This window comes from Paenibacillus sp. ALE2, assembly GCF_054113385.1.
Map to the genome: position 1 here is coordinate 4,335,494 of NZ_CM134213.1, position 17,308 is coordinate 4,352,801.

The window sequence follows — 17,308 nt, forward strand, 5'->3', positions numbered from 1 at the left end:
TTACCGTGTTAAATCGCCCAATTTCCTTTACGGAAGATCGGTTCCTCAGTACCGTCTTCGGTAACGCCATTGATGTCCATTTCACCTGAACCAATCATAAAATCGACGTGAGTCAGACTGGAGTTCAGACCGTTGGCAGCCAACTCCTCTTGAGTCATATCCTTACCGCCTTTAAGATTGAATGCATAAGCATTACCGATAGCCAGATGGTTAGAGGCATTTTCATCAAACAATGTATTGTAGAATAAAATGTTTTTATCAGAGATCGGTGACTTATGAGGCACGAGCGCAACCTCGCCCAGGTAGTGTGAACCTTCGTCCATTTCTACGAGATGCTGGAGAGTCTCCAAACCGGTTTCGGCCTGTACATCGACAATACGTCCATTTTCAAAGGTCAGTGAGAAGTTGTCGATGATATTGCCACTGTAGCTGAGTGGCTTGGTGCTGCTGACTTTACCGTTTACTCCCGTTTTAAGTGGAGCAGTAAATACCTCTTCAGTAGGCATGTTGGCTACAAAAGTATGTCCCTGTTGGTTGACGCTTTCGGCTGCTACCCATAGATGGTCTTTTGCCAGTTCGATAGTGAGGTCTGTACCTGGCGCCAGATAATGCAGCTTTTTATAGCGTTTGGAATTTAAAATATCAGCTTTGCTGGATAGGGTTTTCAAATGCTCATTCCACGCCTCCACAGAGTTGTCCAGATCCACACGTACAGTGCTGAAAATGGCTTCCCACAGTTTATCCATTTGCTCGGAAGCTGGCAGATCAGGGAATACTTTGGCTGCCCATTCTGCTGAAGGATAAGCAATCAGAGACCAGCTAAACTTGTCAGCCATTTGGTATTCACGGTATTGACGTAACTCATGGGATCGCACACGCTGGGCAGCGGTAATTCTGCTGGACGGAATCCCTTGAAGCAAATCAGGATTCTCGGCAATGACATGGAGCACTGCAGCGCCATTTTCGACTTCTTCTGTCATTTCGGCTGCGTACCATTTGGGGGCAATATTAAAAGTTTCATCAGGAGCTAGTTCATACTGTAATCGGGTAACCGTCTCATCACTCCATTTTACTTTTACCAGCTTAGCTCCCACAGTATACGCTGATTTAACGATAAGTCGTACGAGTTCGGCGGACAAGATTGGCGCATGAACGATAAGTGTCTGCCCAGGTTGGACATTGGCGCCCACTCGAACGGCTAATTCCGCATATTTCTGCAATTTTTGTTGAAAATCTGACATGTAACTTTCCTCCATTTCACGAACAAGCCTCAAATAAGAATAGGGTAATTCGCACAGTTTTTTTGCAAATTCCACACATAGCTTATATATTGTACAATGTAACGAAAAGGTTCACAAATCAGTTTTGGTACTTTTTAGTGAAAATGAAAGGGCGGATAAATAAATGACGGAGCAAAATTCTTCTCAGGAATTGAAAGAAGTACATATTCAGCAGGCGCAAATGACTAGAGATGAGAACGGTGCATATTTAGGCCAAGTGGTATTTGGAGTAGACGGACAGAGTTCTATATATGAAATCACCTTCCACAGTAAAAAGGGAAAGGAGTGGGATTATAGTCTCCATTTTGCAGGAGAGCCACGCTTGGAGGAAGAGATGCTACAGATGGATAGCTGGATTGAAGAGAACGATGATCTTTTCGACTATTTGCTGGATGCGGCATGGAGTAAATTACCCGAGTAATGTAAACATGGTCTATTTTCGTGACAAGCGGATTATATTTAGCAGTGTCCGCATAATCTGCTGACATGGGGGAAGCCTAAAGGTCGAGTATAACAGGAAATTCCATGTGAATAGGAGGGTGAAGCTTTGGCAAATCATCTGTTCACCGAAGGAATGACGGCAAATGAAGAGGCTGCTCCCGATCTCCTGAGCTTACGGACGCTGTTTGTAAATGTGTGTTTTATCGGAGAGCCGGGAAGCCGATCCTGGGTGCTGGTGGATACGGGGATGGCAGGATTCACAGACTCGATTATACGCCTAGCTGAAGAACGGTTTACGGGTCCTCCGGTTGCTATTGTGCTTACTCACGGTCATTTTGACCATGTAGGTTCGGTTATTGAGTTGGTTCAGCATTGGGGTACACCTGTTTATGCACACCCTTTGGAATTACCTTATTTAACGGGAATGAAAGATTATCAAAAACCTGACCCTAGTGTGGGGGGAGGCTTGATGTCGGGAATTTCCTTCTTGTACCCCAATGATGCTATAGATCTCGATGATCGCATCACCTCCTTGCCCCAAGATGGCAGTGTCCCCGGCGCCCCTGGTTGGAAGTGGCTGCATACACCAGGACATACGCCTGGTCATGTATCGCTTTTTCATGAGCGGAGACGCTTAATGGTAGCTGGTGACGCTTTTATCACGGTAAAGCAGGAATCGGCCTTGGCTGTGCTTTTACAGGAAAAAGAAATCCACGGACCGCCTGCGTATTTTACAACAGATTGGCAAGCTGCACAGCGGTCAGTGAAGATGTTAGCCGGCTTAAAGCCTGCAATTGCAGTTACAGGGCATGGACATTTCATGCAAGGTACCGAGCTGACTAATCAGTTGGAACAGCTGGCTGGAAATTTTGAACACATGGCAGTACCCAAACAGGGACGTTATGTGTAATATGTGTGAAGGACGATGTCTTGCGGGGCATCGTTTTTTTGCGTGGACGTGGAATTTTTTTGCTGGACATGGTATAGTCAAGCCAAAAGCTAAACGCTTTCATTAAACATCGTCATTTCATCAAGGAGGATTTTTGATGACACAACAGCATACTGCAATTGGTGATCTTTATTATGGAATACCGGCGATTCGTCTTAAATTTGGACGATATGAAGCGGTTGCCCTGCCAGGAAACGGCGCAAATCTGATTTCTTTTCGTGACAATGAGACGGGATATTCTTTTTTACGTGAGCCGGATGCTGAGAGCATAGAGGTTTTTAAGCAAAGCCCATCCGTTTACGGAATTCCTTTCTTATTCCCTCCGAATCGATATGAGGATGGAAAATTCCTGTGGAATGGTGTTACATATGAGCTGCCAATTAATGAAGAGGCTACCCATAACCATTTGCACGGCTTTTTACACACCGTTCGGTGGGAGGTTGAGGATTACGGTTCCGGGGAGCAAGGTAGTTATGTGGTAATGAATCAGCATGTAAGGGAAGGGCATCCTATGTTCCGTTATCTACCCTTCACCTTTACGATGAAGCTGACGTACAGCCTTGACGAATTTGGCCTGCATCAGCGTTATGTGATCCATAACGAGGGGGATCAGCCGATTCCCAACTTGTTTGCCTTTCACACAGCCATTCGGGTACCGTTTGTACCTGATAGCTCGCCTGAGGATTACAAGATTAAGGTTACGATCGGTGAGCGGCGTGAGCTGACAGATCGGTTGTTGGCCACTGGACAGTTCCAACCTTTATCCCCGGAAGAGGAACTGATGAAGACAACAGGAGTTAGCCCTTATTTTGCCTCTATGGATAATCATTATACGGCGGCTCCGCAAAATGGACGTAACTATATGGAACTCACACACAGTAAGACAGGTGCTACCCTTGTATACGATGTAGGCACTGCTTATAAGCACTGGATGATCTGGAACAACAAAGCGAACCAGGAATTCATCTGTCCTGAACCGCAAATGAACATGATCAATGCACCGAATCGACCAGACTTGCCTGCGGAAGACATCGGGTTAATTGCACTGGCTCCGGGACATATTTTTGAAACAACCAGCCGTCTGTATTGTGTTACTCCGAATAAAACGAAATCTTAATATGTTCTTTATCCAAATAAGCTTGCATCGTGGTGAACGGTGCAGGCTTTTTCGATTGCTAAGGCTGCAGTTACAAGACCACTAAGAAAGATTATGAAAAAGGTTGCAGAAAAGCAATGTGTCATAGTATGATACGAAACAGGAGATGATCAGATGAATCATGGAATGATGCCTTTTCAAGCTGTTAAACGCAAGCAAATTGCAGATGAAGTGGCTGAGCAGTTGCAACGAAAAATTGCTGCTGGTGAATGGAATGTAGGCACTAAGATTCCAACCGAGCCCGAGCTTATGAAGCTATTTGGAGTCGGGCGATCTACAGTTCGGGAGGCGGTTAGCGTACTGGTGCATGCCGGTCTATTAGAGAAAAAGCAAGGACACGGGACCTTTGTCTGCCAACCGACGACTTCTCAAGAACCATTGGATTACCGACTAAGCCGTGCTGAAATTATTGAAGTTTATGAAGTGCGGAGCGTGCTGGAACTGGAGATTGCCAGATTAGCTGCGTTACGTCGTAATGACGAAGATTTACGCTTGATGCGAGAGGCACTGGACCGTCGAGCTGCGACATTGGCCGCTGGAGATATGAATGGGTACTTGGATGCGGATATCACTTTTCACTTGGCTGTTGCAGCAGCTACAGGCAATAAGGTGCTTACGGACGTATACCGCAGCTTTGTAGAGGCTATTCGCAAGGCGCTGAGCAATCTGATTACCGATCCGGCAATGCCAAATCATTTTACACTTCAGCATGAAAAAATTTATGAAGCGATCTTGGATCAGGATGGTAAGGCTGCAGAGTTATATAGTATTCAGCATTTGGACGGCACCAAGCTGGAGCTGCAAAAGCATATGGGAAGTTCCTAATTTTTTTAATCCTAAACATCAGATGATCGGATGAATAAAATGATGTATAAACCTTCTACTTTGAGCATCTCCTAAAATCAAACCAAAGGTGGTATCTGTATGCGCAAAATATGGGTGTTGGACACAACGTTAAGAGATGGAGAACAATCACCAGGAGTTAGCTTAACCAGCACAGAAAAGGTGGAAATCGCTCTTCAGCTTCAAAAATTAGGCGTAGATCGGATTGAGACCGGCTTTCCGGCAACCTCACCTGGTGAGATCATCAGCATGCAGGAGATTGCCAAACAGGTCACCCAAGCAACACTGGTTGGTTTTGCACGCTCGAAAGAGCAGGATATAGATGCGGTCAGAGAAGCTCTACGGGGAGCGGAGGACGCTTGTCTTCACTTGTTCCTGGCTACCTCACCTATTCATCGCCAGCATAAGCTACGAATGGATAAAGCGAAGGTATTAGAGACCGCTGCTGCTGCCATTCGTTATGGACGTAAGTATTTCAGCAAGGTAGAATTTTCGGCAGAGGATGCCAGTCGTACCGAGTTGGACTTTATTTGTGAAGTTGTAGATATGGCAATTCGCGCTGGAGCGACCGTCGTCAATTTACCGGATACCGTGGGTTATGCCTCGCCAGATCAGTTTGGAGAAATGTTTAGATTCGTAAAACAACAAGTACCAGGTATTGAAAAAATACAGCTTAGCACACACTGTCATGATGATCTTGGGATGGCAACAGCTAATACGCTGGCAGCTATCCGTAACGGTGTAGATCAATTTGAAGGTACCATTAATGGCATTGGCGAGCGAGCCGGAAATACACCTATCGAGGAGGTCGCACTGGCCCTTGACACGAGAACCGATCTCTATGGTGCACAAACGAGTCTGGTTTTGGAGGAACTGTATGCTACCAGTCGACTGGTAAGCAAACGTACTGGAATGTCGGTACCGGGGAACAAGGCCATTGTTGGGGCCAACGCATTTGCACATGAGTCCGGTATACACCAGGACGGAATGCTAAAGGAGCGTACAACATATGAGATCGTGTCTCCTGAGCGCATTGGTTTGAAGACCAGTAAACTTGTATTAGGCAAGCATTCGGGAAGTCATGCGTTTAAGGAAAAACTGGCGGACATGGGGTTTGATGTTTTGACAGAGGAACAACTTCAGGCTGCATTTCGCAAATTCAAAGCCTTGGCAGATAAGAAAAAACAGGTGTTGGATGAGGATTTACTTGTCCTGATGGATGAAAGCCGTAATGCCTCACCTCAAATTTACACACTAAATTCTATTCAGGTGTCCTATGGTAATCAGTCGGTTCCAGTCGCCTCTATACGGTTGAATAAGCAAGATGGCACATCAATTGATGAAGTTGCGATGGGTAATGGTTCTGTAGATGCGATTTTTCATGCGATTGACAAGGCTAGTGGTGAAGTGGTGGAGTTGGAGGATTACTCCATCCAGTCTGTAACGTATGGCAAAGATGCGTTGGGGGAAGTTCACGCTATTTTGAGGCAAGGTGAGTACACAGCACTGGGAAGAGGTACTAGTACAGATATTTTGGAAGCTAGCGCTAAAGCTTATATCGACGCACTAAATAAGCTACTGGGCAGAAAAGTAGTGCATGCCAAAAGCAACATCACGATTAACTGAGGCTGGTAATCAAGCTCATAGCTGAATTTTTTCTTCTATCTCCTCTAACCTTATCGTAAAAAAGCGCTTGCAAAATATATGATAACATTTGAAATTTAATGTATAATAGGCAAAGAAGATCACCATATTTTGTCTGAATTACATAGGCCAAGAGGAGGAAATGAGTTGAACTACCGCATTGAAAAGGATACGTTGGGCGAAATCAAAGTACCGGCAGATCGTTTGTGGGGAGCGCAAACACAGCGCAGTAAGGAAAATTTCCCGATTGGCTCGGAGAAAATGCCATTAGAGGTCATTCAGGCGTTCGCGGTACTCAAAAAAAGTGCGGCGATCAGCAATTATAAGTTGGGTAAGCTATCTCAGGAAAAACAGGATGCCATTATTTATGCAGCGGATGAAATTCTAGCTGGACGAGTGGATGACCATTTCCCATTGGTTGTATGGCAGACAGGGAGCGGTACGCAGTCCAATATGAATGTCAATGAAGTGATTGCTCATCTGGGCAGTGAATGGTTACAAAAACAGGGAAAAGATGCGAAGCTGCATCCGAATGACGATGTGAATATGTCGCAAAGCTCAAATGATACATTTCCTACAGCGCTTCATGTAGCGGGTGTCATTGCCGTCGAGGACCGTTTGTTGCCTGCCATTGATAAGCTGAAAGAGACTTTTCAACAGAAGTCAGAACAGTTCAAGGATATTATCAAAATTGGTCGAACCCATTTGCAGGATGCTACACCACTTACACTGGGTCAGGAAATTAGCGGCTGGTATGCCATGCTGGATAAAAGCAAGCGGATGATCGTCGACATGGTTCAATATATGAAGGAGCTGGCGATTGGCGGAACAGCAGTGGGCACAGGAATTAATGCTCATCCAGAGTTTGGCTCCCGAACCTCTGCGGAAATTTCCGGCTTCACTGGCAAAACGTTCACTTCTGCACCTAATAAATTTCATGCGCTGACCAGTCACGATGAAGTGGTGGCTGTACATGGAGCAATCAAAGCGCTAGCTGCGGATTTGATGAAAATCGCCAATGATGTTCGCTGGCTGGCTAGTGGTCCGCGAAGCGGCTTGGGGGAAATCACGATTCCTGCTAACGAGCCGGGTAGCTCCATTATGCCAGGTAAGGTAAATCCGACCCAGAGTGAAGCACTGACGATGGTCGTTACGCAAGTCATGGGTAATGATGCAGCTATCGGCTTTGCAGCAAGTCAAGGTAATTTTGAACTGAATGTGTTTAAGCCAGTAATCATATACAACTTTTTGCAATCAGTTCATCTACTGGCCGATTCCATCATTGCTTTTAATGACAACTGTGCCGTTGGCATCGAGCCCGATCTCGCCAAGATTGAGCACAATTTGAATAATTCACTAATGTTGGTGACAGCATTGAATCCACATATTGGATATGAAAATGCTGCTAAAATCGCTAAACTTGCACATGCAGAAGGGCTGTCTCTAAAGGAAGCGGCACTCCGCAGTGGACTGCTGACGGAAGAGCAGTTCGACCAATATGTTGTACCAGCACATATGATTCAGCCCAAAGCCTAAGCACGACGAACGGGTACAGCTTGAGAAATTTAAAAAAATGTACAAACCAGCTTGTGGAGTGCGGAATTTAGCACAGACCATGAGCTGGATTTTTTGATTTTCTCATATATTTTTTTACTTATGATTAGTATTCTGTGTGATTTGAGGGTATATAGTTAGAAGGCGAAAAAATGAACATTTATTTTCAAGATAGGAGAAGCCGTATGGAACAGACAACCGTGATTAATTTGATTGTGCTTTTGCTGTCCGGCTTGCTGCTGGTCGGTGTGCTGACTACCAAATTTTCCAGCCGTTTCGGTATGCCTGCGCTCGTTTTGTTTATTGCTGTAGGCATGGTGCTCAGTCAGTTTATTTATTTTGATAATGCCTTTATCACACAGCTGGTGGGCATTCTCGCGCTCATTGTAATCTTGTTTGAAGGCGGGATGCAGACAAAGTTTACAGATGTTAAGCCAGTAATTCGACCTGCGTTGTCATTATCAACGTTGGGGGTCATCATTACGACTGTAGTCATTGGCGTCTGCGCCAAGTTTATTTTAGGCGTGAGCTGGATGGAATCCATGCTGTTTGGCGCTATTGTTGGTTCGACGGATGCGGCAGCTGTGTTTTCCGTTTTAGGAGGTAAAAACATCAAAAAGCGAATTACCTCGACGCTTGAAGCGGAATCCGGCAGCAATGACCCGATGGCTGTATTTCTCACAGTAACATTGATTGAGCTGATACATCACCCTGAGCAATCCATTTGGATACATATCTTGTTGTTTTTATGGGAAATGGGTTTTGGTCTAGCCGTTGGTTTTGTACTCGGACGCTTAGGTGTATATGCGATTAATAAAATGAATTTTGATTCATCCGGTTTGTATCCTGTAATGGCATTGGCATTTGCAGTCTTGACGTATGCGGCGGCATCGTTACTGGAGGCGAGCGGATTGCTGGCGGTATATGTCATGGCCATTGTATTGGGTAATTCCGACTTGACCTACAAGCGATCCATTATTCACTTTAACAATGGCTTCGCCTGGATGGTGCAGATTATGATGTTTGTCCTGCTCGGCCTATTGGTCTTTCCCGATCAATTGCTTGGCATTGCGTGGCAAAGTTTGGCGCTCTCCTTCATCCTCATGCTGGTGGCTCGTCCAATAGGTGTGTTCCTAAGCTTGCTTTTTTCCAGGTACTCTGTTCGCGAGAAGACACTGTTATCCTGGGCAGGACTTCGGGGAGCGGTACCCATTGTACTAGCAACTTATCCATTACTGGACGAAATGGATGTAGGACCTTTGTTTTTTAATGTCGTATTTTTCGTCGTGCTCACCTCTGCGATTATTCAAGGTACCACGATCTCGTGGCTAGCGGTGAAGCTTGGCTTGATGGACCCTAACGAGACATCGTCGCCTTCACTGCTGGAATTAGTTTCTTTGGGAAAAACCACTTCGGAAATCAACCACATTCAGGTACAAAAGGGGATGTCGATCGCCGGCAAGGCGATTCAGGATATACAGCTGCCTGAAGACATCTTATTCACAGCCATTATTCGGAACGAGCAAATTATTGCCCCGAGAGGTACAACTGTGATTGAACCGGGCGATACTTTGTATGTGCTTAGTCCCAAACTTAAGCGACAGCAGATGAAAGAGCTGTTCATGCTACTCGAACCGGAGGCTGCTCCGTAAATAGGATATCCCCCCTATTTACAGTCCTTCACATAAATGTGAAGGGCTTTTTGCTGTATTCTTTTTCAGAGTGGATGAATCTGTTAAAAAATTGACACTATCATTCTACAAAATTAGTTTATGATATTGTCGTTAGATGTCGCAGCCTATCGCTACTGATCATTTGATGGGCAATAGTGAAGAAATACGATAGAAGTCACCAAACAGGAGAGATGATGAATGAAACCGGAAGTCTTGCCACAGCGTGCAGCAGCTCGCAGGCAGAAAAATAAGAAAAAGAAACGAAAAGGAAAATTTGGTCGCTTTATGTTGCGACTTTTTATTGTATTCCTGTTAGCAGGAATTGGGGGCGGTGCATGGTTGTTTTTAACCCCTTCTGGCAAGGAGATGCGCTATTTGGCTGCGGATACGCTGATTACGACTCAGCATCGTCACTGGGCGAAATATTTTATCGGCGAAGCAGAGGCGAAGAAGCGCGTGGCTGAATATTCGGCCCGGTTCGAAGAGATGGGAGAGGAAAAGGATAGACATACAATCAATCTGCCTGATCTGATACCTACTAAAGTACAACAGACGCCGTTGGTTGAAGTGGAAGAGGTATCGGGTCGTAACTATCATGGCTATGTTATGACGGTGCATGACCCCACTAAAATTAGGCTCGGGGTTCCTGCTAAAGTCGGCCGGGGAGAACATGTATCTAGTATGGTCGAGCGTTTGGGGGCCGTTGCTGGTGTAAACGGCGGTGGATTCGCTGATCCCAACTGGAACGGGAATGGCTTTAAACCGATTGGTGTTGTCATTTCTCAGGGCCAGATATACTACAACGATATGGGTAAAAATGCCTCTGTTCAAATCGTAGGTATTGATAAACAGGGAAAAATGATAGCCGGTCACTATTCGTTGTCCGAGTTGTCCAAAATGAATGTGCAAGAAGCGGTTACTTTCCAACCACGCCTAATTGTGAATGGAAAAGGCCTGATTCGTAATGCAAGCGAGGGATGGGGCATTGCTCCCCGTACCGCGATGGGACAGAGAGCAGACGGGGCAATCCTTTTCGTAACCGTCGACGGTCGCCAGCCTGGGTACAGCATAGGTGCCAACTTGTATGATATGCAAAATATTTTACTTAAGCATGGAGCGGTTATCGGTGCTAATCTGGATGGAGGTTCATCAACGGTGCTCGTCAAGGATAACACCATTGTCAACAAGCCTTCCTCTGAATACGGAGAACGATATTTGCCGACTGCGTTTCTCGTATTTGAGCATCCAGAGGCCGTCAGTATCCCGAACATCTGGGCAGGGATGAGACCTGGAGACATTGACGCAGCCAAAAAGAAATAGAGCCGGAATGAACAAGTCTATTAAGTGAACGGAGACTCATAATGAAGCTAGATCGAACAGGATTTCAGCGATTGTTTGTCGCCTTGCTGATGCTTCCATTACTCTTGACAACAATGCATCAAGGAGAAGCCAAAGCGGTTGAACAGGGAACCACAGCACCTCAATCAACACAACTAACAGATATTGTTATAGCCGGTCAACCCTTAAACAACAAGACCAAATCTCTATTGATTGACGGTAAGCTCATGGTACCGCTTAACCCTTTGGCTGAAGCTGTAGGTGCAAGCTACCATTGGGATGCTAAAAAAAAGCAGGTCACGCTGCAAAAGTGGGCTGAACCCTTAGTTCTTAAGGAGAAATCACGTAAAAACAAGCAGCAGCTTACATTTGAGGTTGTAGGTAAAGACGTATATGTGCCTCTTAGAGATGTATCGCTTGATTTAGGTTATACGTTGGAGAAGACAAATACACAGATTCAGATCCAGCCACCGATTCACGGTAAACTAAAAGAACAAATATATGAGGGAGATCTCGTGGCAGCACGTGAAGCATTAATCCACATAGAAAGACGTTCTGTCCATCCTTATATAGAAGAACATCGTCCTAACACTGAGCTGCTGTCCAGTGTCTATATGTTCCCCCAAGGCGAAGCATTGCGGTATTTTACAGTGAACGGGGATGTGCTGAGTCTGGTTGAAGTGAAGGACGGTTTTCCGATTGTTACATATCAAGGGTATGTGGGAGCTCCCTTTGATAAAACCTTTACGATGGAATACGATCCACTGGAGCTGTTTTTGGCTAATAAAGCCAAAGATCAGTGGGGAACCTATCCGAAATTAAATAAGCCGCTGATCTACGAGTATACTACAGGATGGGGAGACAGCAGCACTACTTTTTATGGGCGTGTTACTATAGATAAAAAAGAAGAGCTGCTGGGTACGACGGGCGATCCGGTAAGCGGACTCCGAGCCGATGCCAAGCAGATCATGAAAACCTTCAAGCTGCCGTGGGAATCGCGTACAGATGCCCAGCAGGCGATGGGATAAGTTTAGTAGAGCAGATACTACAAAAAAGCGTGTATCGTTGAAGTTAATTTAACTTCCCGGTACACGCTTTTTACAATGAAATGGGTAATGAATATTGTGATATGCTCAAATCTTGTTTAGGCGTCATTTTCTGCTTCGAGAAACACGGAGATCAGAATACGCGCGTTGTTTTCTCCAACATTTTTGGCATAGTGGGGGATGGCTGCTCTCCAGCTAAAGGAATCTCCTGCTTCCAGAGTAGCTGAATCCTCACCCTGCTCCACGTATACCGTACCCTCCAAAATAAAATGAATCTCATCCCCTGCATGAGCATGTTCTTCTTCTGTAGATGAGCCTGGCGGCATGTCCACCAGCATCATTTTGACATTACCCTGACCACCCAAATGATCGACCTGGAGTTTGTTTTTACCATACAATGTTTTACGACGCTCGTCCTTACGAATCACTTGCATCCGTTCCTCTTCTTTAAGAAGCAGAAAAGCGAGAGGTACGTTCAGCGCATTAGCGATGCTGTCCAATGTGGCGATGGAAGGGGAGGTTTTATTATTTTCGACTTGACTCATAAATCCTTGAGATAGACCGGTTCGTTCGCAGATTTGCTGGATGGATAAATTTTTACGTTTACGAGCTGCACGAATGTTGCATCCTATACCCATAGAGCGTTCCTCCTTTTAGGGAAATATAATATATACTAATTTATTATTCATCATACCAAATAATTTGTTGACAGACTATAGTTTCTTATGCTAAATTCACATTACAAAATAATTATTACTATTACTAATAATTTAAGTGTAATTCATACTTATGTGTTGCAGTATAGATTCGGACGTCATTATTTTTTTGGCTAAATTATTAGTAATATAAATTAATTATTCATATACGCTTGTATGAGTGTATTAAAACAAACAGAATGGAGAGATAAAGATGAGTTCAGCAAGCAGAAATGTTTCTACAATTATGCGGGTGGCGCTCGGAATTTTGTTTTTGGCGCACGGAATTGCTAAATTCCAAATGGGATTGGGTAATGTTGCAGGCTGGTTTTCCAGCATTGGTGTCCCAGGATTTTTAGGTTATGTCGTTGCGGTGATTGAGTTGGTCGGCGGGATTGCATTAATTCTTGGATTGCTTACTCGCTATGTATCCGGACTTTTAGTTATTGTATTGATCGGCGCTATTTTCACGGCCAAATTGTCCGGCGGGTTGATGGGGAATGGTCAAGGCGCTGGCTATGAGCTGGATATTGCTTTTATTCTGGTAGCTCTTCATCTCGTATTTGCGCCGACAACTCGTTGGTCTCTGGATTCTATGTTCAGCCGTCGTGGGTCAACAGAACAATAAATTTGATTAAGCCTTAGTCCTCCAATCCATGTAGAAAGAGGGAAATCTCATGACAGCACATATTCATGACAACACTAAAATCGGGCAGGTTTCATTAAAAGTTAGTAACTTGGAGCGCTCTATTCAATTTTACACTGAGGTCATTGGTTTACAGCTTCTACGTCAAACAGCGGATACCGCTGAATTGACTGTTGACGGAAAGCATGCGCTACTGATTCTTAACTATATTGAAAATGCAGTTATTCTGCCGCGCCAGTCTGCAACCGGATTGTATCACTTTGCTATTCTTCTACCAGATCGTATAGCTCTGGGTTTGTCTTTGCGTAATCTGCTGGCTCATGAGATTGAAATCGGACAGGGAGACCATGATGTAAGTGAAGCATTATACATCCATGATCCCGATAATAACGGAATTGAAATCTATGCGGATCGTCCTCGTAATCAATGGAAAAAAGATGCAAATGGATTTTACATGATGGGAACTGGACCTGTGGATGCAGAAGACCTGATTGCCATTTCTGAAAATTTACCTTGGCAGGGACTGCCGCAGGGAACGGTAATTGGGCATGTTCACTTCCATGTGTCTAATTTGCTCACAGCACAGCAATTTTATTGCGATGTGCTTGGCTTTGACATTACATGCCGATATGGATCTTCAGCCTTGTTCGTTTCCGCAGGTGGTTACCACCACCATATGGGCTTAAATATATGGGCAGGTGAAGGAGCGCCACCAGCTCCCGAGCAGGCTGCTGGATTGGATTATTTTGAACTGAATGTTCCAGACCAACAAGAATTGGATGCCATTACTGCTCGTTTGACTGCGGCAGGTTATCGATTACAAGAACGTGATGGGGCCCTGTATGTGGCTGACCCGTTCCGTATTCAAATCAAATTGGTTCAGGGTCAAACCATTTAACATAGCAAGAACGTAACAGAAAAGGGTATTCCTATGAGCCGTACTGGCTGGGAATACCCTTTTTTTATATCCTAAAACAAACTCCAATCCAAATCGCGGGACATTGTCTCCAGCAAGTGTACCCCCGCTGTACTGTTGCCCATACGATTCAATGAAGGTCCCACTAACCCGATGCCGTATCGTCCAGGTACCATCGTCATTATACTGCCAGATACGCCGCTTTTGGCAGGGAGTCCGACTTGAATGGCAAATTCACCAGAGGCGTCATACATACCGCATGTTGTCATAAATGTTTTGGCGATCTGTACATAGCGACGGGGGATCAAAGGTATACCTGTGACCGGATCACGGCCGTTGTAGGCTAGTATGAGTCCCATACGTGCTAAATCTGTACAGTTTAATTTGACAGCACAATGTCTGAAATAGACGTCAAGCACATCCTCCACATGACCTCTTAAAATCCCCTTTTCCATTAGAAAATAAGCAAGGGAACGGTTCAAATGGCCTGTGGCTGATTCTGAATCGTAGACATCCTGATCATATTCCAATGTGTCATTATGAGTAAGCAGACGGAAAAATTGAAGAACACGGGCAAATCTCTCTTCTGGACTGTTTCCGCGAATCAGAGAGGAGACCGCGATTGCTCCGGCATTAATCAGTGGGTTAAATGGAATCCCCGGCTCGACTAGTTCTAGCTTTAGCATGGAATTAAAACGGTCTCCGGTAGGCTCCATACCTACCTTAGAGAAGACAACGTCCTCTCCATTATCCATCAAGGCCAGAATGAGCGTAAATACCTTTGAGATGCTTTGCATCGTAAACTGGATTTCCGTATCTCCGGCTACCACGGTCTCACCCGCACCGTTCATGACCACAATACCCAGCGCGTCGGCCGGGGCCTTGGACAGTTCGGGAATATACGCTGCTACCTTGCCATGAATATACTCATGACGGCTTTGTTCTACCCATTCCGGCAGTTTGGTCTGTAGTCTCTGCCACTCCGATGTCATTTCTTTTCCTCCAGTCGAGTAACCAATCTGTGGTATTTATTGTAGAGCAAGAAGTAGCTACATACTTATTTTAAAGAAATGATCAGTCGAAAAACAAGCTCTGATGTCATTTCTTTTTCTCCAGTTAAATCCCCAACTTATTGTAATATCTGGATTATGGCTGACAGGAGAAGGAGATGAAGTTGAGCATGTTACATGGTATGTTAGCGGATTACCCACGGGAGAAAACGATTCATCAGTTGTTTGAGGAGCAGGTTGAGCGCACACCGGACCATGTGGCGGTTGTACTTGGGGACAAGCACTTGACGTATGCTGATCTGAACAAACAGGCCAATCAGCTTGCACATGCTTTGCGGGTCAAAGGTGTAGATAAGGACGAGCCCGTCGGGATCATGGTCGAATGCTCATTGACTATATCGATACCGAACTTTATGTCGATAACTCAAAATCGTTTTTGCACAGTCTACAGGAGCTTGAAACCGATGACCTTTGGTACAAGTAAAGTGAAGTGAAGTAAGGTGAAGTAAAAAAACTGCCGACAGGGTCGACAGTTTTAGTTTAAAGACCTTCTGATGATTCAATTGGATTCATCAGAAGGTTATTTTGCTATGTACTAGAAATCAATAATAGCTGCTGGAATTTAATGAGCTTATGATCGCAGGCAATAGAGCAACAGCCATAATGATATAGATAACAATTACAATAGCGGCCCATAGCAGGCCTGCTTTAGCGTAGTTCGCTTTGCTCGGATTTGTCGAGCCGCTAAAAGCCCACACAAACAGCATAACAATTCCAACTACTGGTATTGCCATCAGGAGTAAGCTGATCATCCACTCCTTGAATGAAACAGGTGGCGGGTAAACAGGGGCTGGTCTGGACGGTGCTCCTTGTTGATTGTATTGCGGATTAAACGGGTTAGACGGGTTAGACAATTGGATCTTCTCCTTACGTGTTTAGTATGTTGTGTTTCCTATATTGTCCAAAACATCATACATGATATGACAATAAGCAACAAGTAAAATTCAGTAAACAGTCTAATAGTACTATCACATGACCAAAAATAGGTCTATACACCCTATTGACGAAGCGCTAATTATATATTATTGTATTGATATTAACATTTTGTTTTTATCAAATGATTTAAATTAAAATTTACATAGAGCATTCGTTGCTTTTGAAGGAAAAGCGATGATGTCCCAAATATGAGCAGGTAGGTGACACAAGTGACAGATAGATCGAAATACAACGACAGTGGCTTGACGGAGGAGCAATTTTTGGCCCTTTATGATGCGAATCAATATGAGCGTCCATCCGTAACGGTAGATATGCTGCTATTTACTGTAATGGATCAGCTCCAGCAGAATTACCGTAAGCTACCGGAGAAAACACTTCAGCTCCTCTTGATCCAAAGAGGAGAGCATCCTTTTATAGGGCAATGGGCGTTGCCCGGCGGTTTTGTAGGCATGGATGAAAGCCTGGAAGAGGCTGCACGCCGTGAGCTTAAAACTGAAACCAATGTGGATCAGATTTATATGGAGCAGCTGTACACTTGGGGAGATGTAGCACGTGATCCGCGTATGCGGGTAATCAGCTGTGCTTACATGGCGTTAGTCGATCATGAATCTTTGGAGGTACAGGCAGGAGATGATGCCGCAGATGCTCAATGGTTTGAGCTGGATTACAGTGTGGCTCAGGAGACGCGGACGAATCAACCGGAAGGTTATACGTGGGAGCAAAACATTGACATTACATTGAAGCATGCGGACATCCTTCTGTCAGCCAAAGTGAAAGTAACTGAAATTCTTAAGGGGAAAACCATAGAAATCAAGCGAGAAGTGCTGGAGTCACAGGGAATTGCTTTTGATCATGCCAAAATTATTGCGTACGGTATTGAGCGTCTACGCAGCAAAATTGAATACACAGATATTGCGTTTCACCTGATGCCAGCTCTGTTTACACTGAGTGAACTCCAACAGGTGTATGAAATTATTTTAGGTAAAGAGCTGTTAGCCGCGGCTTTTCGTCGTAAAATAGCAGATCTCGTGGAAGAAACCAATGAATACAGGAAGGCGGCCGGACATCGTCCGTCCAAGCTATACCGATTTAAGCCACGGTCACGTTTTATATAGCATAAA

The 17,308-nt window shown here is 44.8% G+C and carries 17 protein-coding genes; 13 read left to right on the plus strand and 4 right to left on the minus strand.

Translation table 11 applies throughout. The annotated features are described in order from the left end of the window. Window positions 1-8 precede the first annotated feature (8 nt). Entirely contained in the window at window positions 9-1,241 is a 1,233-nt protein-coding gene (locus ACXHJ1_RS19035; protein ID WP_457905041.1) for an aminopeptidase, read from the minus strand. 163 nt (window positions 1,242-1,404) lie between these two features. Between ACXHJ1_RS19035 and ACXHJ1_RS19040 the strand changes: the two genes are divergently transcribed. From ACXHJ1_RS19040 to ACXHJ1_RS19080, 9 genes are all read left to right on the plus strand, one after another. Beyond that, window positions 1,405-1,701 carry a hypothetical protein gene (locus ACXHJ1_RS19040; protein WP_013371376.1) on the plus strand — a complete coding sequence of 99 codons (297 nt, stop codon included), beginning with the start codon at window positions 1,405-1,407 and terminating at the stop codon, window positions 1,699-1,701. Between the two features lie 126 nt (window positions 1,702-1,827). After that, a complete protein-coding gene (locus ACXHJ1_RS19045) occupies window positions 1,828-2,631 on the plus strand; it encodes an MBL fold metallo-hydrolase (protein WP_107733549.1) in 804 nt (267 codons plus the stop codon). 136 nt (window positions 2,632-2,767) lie between these two features. Continuing rightward, window positions 2,768-3,787: an aldose epimerase family protein gene (locus tag ACXHJ1_RS19050; RefSeq protein WP_457905042.1), complete on the plus strand. Its 1,020-nt coding sequence runs from the start codon at window positions 2,768-2,770 to the stop codon at window positions 3,785-3,787. Window positions 3,788-3,940: 153 nt separating this feature from the next. After that, on the plus strand, window positions 3,941-4,651 hold the full coding sequence (locus ACXHJ1_RS19055; RefSeq protein WP_031461535.1) for a FadR/GntR family transcriptional regulator: 711 nt from the start codon (window positions 3,941-3,943) through the stop codon (window positions 4,649-4,651). 99 nt (window positions 4,652-4,750) lie between these two features. Further along, on the plus strand, window positions 4,751-6,295 hold the full coding sequence (locus tag ACXHJ1_RS19060) for a 2-isopropylmalate synthase (protein WP_019687366.1): 1,545 nt from the start codon (window positions 4,751-4,753) through the stop codon (window positions 6,293-6,295). A gap of 165 nt (window positions 6,296-6,460) precedes the next feature. After that, window positions 6,461-7,849, plus strand: coding sequence for a class II fumarate hydratase (fumC, locus tag ACXHJ1_RS19065; RefSeq protein WP_019687365.1), 1,389 nt, complete (start codon window positions 6,461-6,463; stop codon window positions 7,847-7,849). A 203-nt stretch (window positions 7,850-8,052) separates the two neighbouring features. Next, on the plus strand, window positions 8,053-9,519 hold the full coding sequence (locus ACXHJ1_RS19070; protein ID WP_016820786.1) for a potassium/proton antiporter: 1,467 nt from the start codon (window positions 8,053-8,055) through the stop codon (window positions 9,517-9,519). Between the two features lie 219 nt (window positions 9,520-9,738). Further along, on the plus strand, window positions 9,739-10,860 hold the full coding sequence (locus ACXHJ1_RS19075; RefSeq protein ID WP_019687364.1) for a phosphodiester glycosidase family protein: 1,122 nt from the start codon (window positions 9,739-9,741) through the stop codon (window positions 10,858-10,860). A gap of 41 nt (window positions 10,861-10,901) precedes the next feature. After that, a complete protein-coding gene (locus ACXHJ1_RS19080) occupies window positions 10,902-11,906 on the plus strand; it encodes a stalk domain-containing protein (protein WP_457905043.1) in 1,005 nt (334 codons plus the stop codon). A 116-nt stretch (window positions 11,907-12,022) separates the two neighbouring features. Here ACXHJ1_RS19080 and ACXHJ1_RS19085 read toward each other — a convergent pair whose 3' ends face one another. Further along, window positions 12,023-12,562 (minus strand): helix-turn-helix domain-containing protein, encoded by a 540-nt coding sequence (locus tag ACXHJ1_RS19085; RefSeq protein ID WP_016820789.1) that lies wholly within the window; start codon window positions 12,560-12,562, stop codon window positions 12,023-12,025. A gap of 271 nt (window positions 12,563-12,833) precedes the next feature. Between ACXHJ1_RS19085 and ACXHJ1_RS19090 the strand changes: the two genes are divergently transcribed. Next, window positions 12,834-13,247 (plus strand): DoxX family protein, encoded by a 414-nt coding sequence (locus ACXHJ1_RS19090; protein ID WP_457905044.1) that lies wholly within the window; start codon window positions 12,834-12,836, stop codon window positions 13,245-13,247. A gap of 49 nt (window positions 13,248-13,296) precedes the next feature. Further along, the gene (locus ACXHJ1_RS19095; protein ID WP_019687362.1) at window positions 13,297-14,163 is read left to right on the plus strand and encodes a VOC family protein; all 867 of its coding nucleotides are present in this window, start codon (window positions 13,297-13,299) and stop codon (window positions 14,161-14,163) included. A gap of 71 nt (window positions 14,164-14,234) precedes the next feature. On the opposite strand, the gene glsA is transcribed toward ACXHJ1_RS19095, so the two are convergent. Then, entirely contained in the window at window positions 14,235-15,173 is a 939-nt protein-coding gene (gene glsA / locus ACXHJ1_RS19100; RefSeq protein WP_013371363.1) for a glutaminase A, read from the minus strand. 176 nt (window positions 15,174-15,349) lie between these two features. Here glsA and ACXHJ1_RS19105 point away from each other — a divergent pair, with 176 nt between their 5' ends. Continuing rightward, window positions 15,350-15,685: an AMP-binding protein gene (locus ACXHJ1_RS19105; RefSeq protein ID WP_016820792.1), complete on the plus strand. Its 336-nt coding sequence runs from the start codon at window positions 15,350-15,352 to the stop codon at window positions 15,683-15,685. 108 nt (window positions 15,686-15,793) lie between these two features. Here the strand turns inward: ACXHJ1_RS19105 and ACXHJ1_RS19110 are convergent, their stop codons facing one another. Continuing rightward, window positions 15,794-16,105 carry a hypothetical protein gene (locus ACXHJ1_RS19110; protein WP_017427018.1) on the minus strand — a complete coding sequence of 104 codons (312 nt, stop codon included), beginning with the start codon at window positions 16,103-16,105 and terminating at the stop codon, window positions 15,794-15,796. Between the two features lie 291 nt (window positions 16,106-16,396). On the opposite strand from ACXHJ1_RS19110, the gene ACXHJ1_RS19115 reads away from it, so the two are divergent. Further along, window positions 16,397-17,302: an NUDIX hydrolase gene (locus ACXHJ1_RS19115; RefSeq protein ID WP_330721007.1), complete on the plus strand. Its 906-nt coding sequence runs from the start codon at window positions 16,397-16,399 to the stop codon at window positions 17,300-17,302. The last annotated feature ends 6 nt before the right edge of the window (window positions 17,303-17,308 follow it).

What these genes read in the sequence shown, in the direction of transcription:
- ACXHJ1_RS19035 (WP_457905041.1), bottom strand. Translation starts at nt 1,241, where the DNA reads ATGTCAGATTTTCAACAAAAATTGCAGAAATATGCGGAATTAGCCGTT.
- ACXHJ1_RS19060 (WP_019687366.1), top strand. Translation starts at nt 4,751, where the DNA reads ATGCGCAAAATATGGGTGTTGGACACAACGTTAAGAGATGGAGAACAA.
- ACXHJ1_RS19090 (WP_457905044.1), top strand. Translation starts at nt 12,834, where the DNA reads ATGAGTTCAGCAAGCAGAAATGTTTCTACAATTATGCGGGTGGCGCTC.
- ACXHJ1_RS19105 (WP_016820792.1), top strand. Translation starts at nt 15,350, where the DNA reads ATGAAGTTGAGCATGTTACATGGTATGTTAGCGGATTACCCACGGGAG.
- glsA (WP_013371363.1), bottom strand. Translation starts at nt 15,173, where the DNA reads ATGACATCGGAGTGGCAGAGACTACAGACCAAACTGCCGGAATGGGTA.
- ACXHJ1_RS19050 (WP_457905042.1), top strand. Translation starts at nt 2,768, where the DNA reads ATGACACAACAGCATACTGCAATTGGTGATCTTTATTATGGAATACCG.
- ACXHJ1_RS19080 (WP_457905043.1), top strand. Translation starts at nt 10,902, where the DNA reads ATGAAGCTAGATCGAACAGGATTTCAGCGATTGTTTGTCGCCTTGCTG.
- ACXHJ1_RS19055 (WP_031461535.1), top strand. Translation starts at nt 3,941, where the DNA reads ATGAATCATGGAATGATGCCTTTTCAAGCTGTTAAACGCAAGCAAATT.
- ACXHJ1_RS19085 (WP_016820789.1), bottom strand. Translation starts at nt 12,562, where the DNA reads ATGGGTATAGGATGCAACATTCGTGCAGCTCGTAAACGTAAAAATTTA.
- ACXHJ1_RS19040 (WP_013371376.1), top strand. Translation starts at nt 1,405, where the DNA reads ATGACGGAGCAAAATTCTTCTCAGGAATTGAAAGAAGTACATATTCAG.
- ACXHJ1_RS19095 (WP_019687362.1), top strand. Translation starts at nt 13,297, where the DNA reads ATGACAGCACATATTCATGACAACACTAAAATCGGGCAGGTTTCATTA.
- ACXHJ1_RS19070 (WP_016820786.1), top strand. Translation starts at nt 8,053, where the DNA reads ATGGAACAGACAACCGTGATTAATTTGATTGTGCTTTTGCTGTCCGGC.
- ACXHJ1_RS19075 (WP_019687364.1), top strand. Translation starts at nt 9,739, where the DNA reads ATGAAACCGGAAGTCTTGCCACAGCGTGCAGCAGCTCGCAGGCAGAAA.